The sequence below is a fragment of the Mycobacterium sp. genome, from assembly GCF_008709575.1.
Taxonomy (GTDB): domain Bacteria; phylum Actinomycetota; class Actinomycetes; order Mycobacteriales; family Mycobacteriaceae; genus Mycobacterium.
On the sequence record NZ_VYIK01000123.1, the window covers coordinates 1 to 2,779 of the forward strand.

Annotated in this window: 3 protein-coding genes and 1 pseudogene; 3 read left to right on the forward strand and 1 reads right to left on the reverse strand. The window is 70.2% G+C overall.

Annotated elements, in window-relative coordinates:
- Positions 1-538, reverse strand: a 538-nt coding sequence (locus F6Q13_RS17065; RefSeq protein WP_293059088.1) for a nitroreductase family protein, incomplete at its 3' end; no start/stop codon positions are given.
- A gap of 26 nt (positions 539-564) precedes the next feature.
- Here F6Q13_RS17065 and yajC point away from each other — a divergent pair.
- The 3 genes and pseudogenes from yajC to F6Q13_RS17080 all read left to right on the forward strand — a co-directional run.
- Complete coding sequence (yajC, locus tag F6Q13_RS17070) at positions 565-891, forward strand: preprotein translocase subunit YajC (RefSeq protein WP_293059090.1); 327 nt, start codon at positions 565-567, stop codon at positions 889-891.
- A gap of 71 nt (positions 892-962) precedes the next feature.
- Positions 963-2,591 carry a protein translocase subunit SecD gene (secD, locus tag F6Q13_RS17075; protein ID WP_293059092.1) on the forward strand — a complete coding sequence of 543 codons (1,629 nt, stop codon included), beginning with the start codon at positions 963-965 and terminating at the stop codon, positions 2,589-2,591.
- 4 nt (positions 2,592-2,595) lie between these two features.
- Positions 2,596-2,779: pseudogene (locus tag F6Q13_RS17080) on the forward strand (protein translocase subunit SecF); the annotation flags it as partial.

Here is a 2,779-nt window from a genome sequence, read left to right on the forward strand (position 1 = left end):
CGGACGCCCCCAAAAGCGCTTTCACCTGCGGCTCCGCCCGGATCGCGATCGTGGTGATCACCCCGCCCAGGCCCTCCTCGCGGGCGGCGAGCAGGACGCTCCAGGCGAACGGATAGATCGACGCGCCGCCGGCGAACCCGTACCGCTCGGCGTCGCGGTCGACGGCGGCCAGCGCCGACAGGTCAGCGAACAGCGCCAACAGCACCGGGGCCCGGCCGAACCAGTCGGCCGAGCCCGCCGTCTCGTGTCCGGCGGCGAGCGCGCGGGCCTCGGCGTCGCGGTCGTTGGTCGGCGCCCACGGCCGCAGGCCCGCGACGGTCATAGCCAGGTAGTCCCGCCAACCGGTGACGTAGAGATCCTGTAACCGGCGGCGGCGCTCGGCGTCCTTGACCACCACGACCCGCCAGGGCTGCGCGTTGGCGCCGCTGGGCGCGAACCGCGCGGTGTCGAGCACGCGCGCCACCACGGCGTCGTCGACGGGCACGTCGGTGAAATCGCGGACCGCACCCGTGGTGCGCAGCGCTGCGGTGAGTTCCATGACAGCACGATGGCAGACTGGCCGTCATGAACCAACTGCTGTTCTTCCTGCCGCTGTTCGTCATCATGGCGGCGGTCATGTTCTTCTCGTCGCGCCGGCAGCGGCGCGCCATGCAGGCCACCATCGAGCTGCACGAGTCGCTGCGCGTCGGCGACCGGGTGCACACCACGTCGGGATTGCAGGGCAGGATCACCGACATCACCGACGACACGGTGGACCTCGAGATCGCCCCGGGCGTGGTGACCACGTGGATGAAACTGGCGGTCCGGGACCGCATCGACCCGCAGGGCGCGGACCTCGAGACCCCGGAGCGCGAGCAGGAGGCCGAGCCGCAGCGACTGCCCAAGGACTGAGGTCGCGCGCCCGCCACGTACCCTTTGCGGGAGCAGTCGAAAGGTTCGGTCAGCGAGGAGACGGAGACGACGTGGCATCGCCTTCAGCGCCGGTGCACCCCGCCCGCTACCTGTCGGTGTTTCTGGTCATGCTCATCGGGGTGTACCTGCTGGTCTTCCTTACCGGGAACAAGCGGGCGCAACCCAAGCTCGGGATCGATCTGCAGGGCGGCACCCGGGTCACCCTGACCGCGCGCACCCCCGACGGGTCGGCACCCACCCGCGAGGCGCTGGCGCAGGCGCAGCAGATCATCAGCGCCCGGGTCAACGGCCTGGGCGTCTCGGGCTCCGAGGTCGTCATCGACGGCGACAACCTGGTCATCACGGTGCCCGGAAACGACAGCAACGAGGCCCGCAACCTCGGCCAGACCGCGCGGCTGTACATCCGCCCGGTGATCAACGAGATACCGGCGCAGCCCGCTGCGCCGCCGGAAAAGCCCGCGCTGCCGGCGCCGGGGGCCTCGCCGGACACCGCGGACACCGCGCCCCCGCCGCAGCCCCGGCCCTACCCGCAGGAGCCGCCGCCGGTGCAGCCCGGGCCCCCCGACAAGGGCAAAGACCTCGCCGAACGCATCGCCAAAGAAAAGCAGTGGCGCCAAAGCACCAACCGGGGGGTGCAGTTTCTGGCCCTGCAGTACGAGGCCAGCCGCTGCGGCAAGGACGACATCCTGGCCGGCAACGACGACCCGAACCTGCCGTTGGTCACCTGTTCGACCGACCACAAGATCGCCTACCTGCTGGCGCCGTCGATCATCAGCGGCGATCAGATCGCCAACGCCAGCTGGGGATTGAACCAGCGCAGCGCCAGCTACGTCGTCGAGCTGCAGTTCAAAAGCGCCGCGGCCAACACCTGGGCGGAGTTCACCGCCTCGCACGTCGGCACCCAGACCGCGTTCACCCTGGACTCCGAAGTGGTGAGCGCGCCGCGGATCCAGGAGGCGATCCCCGGCGGCCGGACTCAGATCACCGGTGACTTCACCCAAGCCCAGGCCCGCGATCTGGCCAACGTGCTCAAGTACGGCTCGCTGCCGTTGTCGTTCGAATCCTCGGAAGCCCAAACCGTGTCGGCCACACTGGGATTGACGTCGCTGCGGGCCGGGCTGGTCGCGGGCGCGATCGGTCTGGTGCTGGTGTTGGTGTACTCGCTGAGCTACTACCGGGTGCTGGGACTGCTGACCGCGCTGTCGCTGGCCGCCTCCGGCGCCATGGTCTTCGCGATCCTGGTGCTATTGGGCCGCTACATCAACTACACCCTGGACCTGGCCGGCATCGCGGGTCTGATCATCGGCATCGGCACCACCGCCGACTCGTTCGTGGTGTTCTTCGAGCGCATCAAAGACGAGATCCGCGAAGGCCGCTCGTTCCGCTCGGCGGTGCCGCGGGGCTGGGCGCGGGCCCGCAAGACGATCTTGTCGGGCAACGCGGTGACCTTCCTGGCCGCCGCGGTGCTGTACTTCCTGGCGATCGGGCAGGTCAAGGGGTTCGCGTTCACCCTGGGGCTGACCACGATCCTGGATCTGGTGGTGGTGTTCCTGGTGACCTGGCCGCTGGTGTACCTGGCGTCGAAGTCGGCGGTGCTGGCCAAGCCGGCCTTCAACGGCCTGGGCGCCGTCCAGCAGGTGGCCCGGGAGCGCCGGGCCGCCGCGGCGGGACGGGTGTGAGGCGATGACGTCGAAAGCGCACACCGCCGGCGACGCCGACGAAGACGCCACCGAGTCTCCCGAGGCCGTCGACACCGCCGCCGGGCTGCCGCGGCACGGCTTCTTCTCCCGGCTCTACACCGGCACCGGCGCGTTCGAGGTGATCGGCCGCCGCCGGATGTGGTACGCGGCCAGCGGGGCGATGGTGG

Excerpts from the sequence above, each read along its gene's own strand:
- yajC (WP_293059090.1), top strand. The coding sequence starts at position 565 with ATGAACCAACTGCTGTTCTTCCTGCCGCTGTTCGTCATCATGGCGGCG.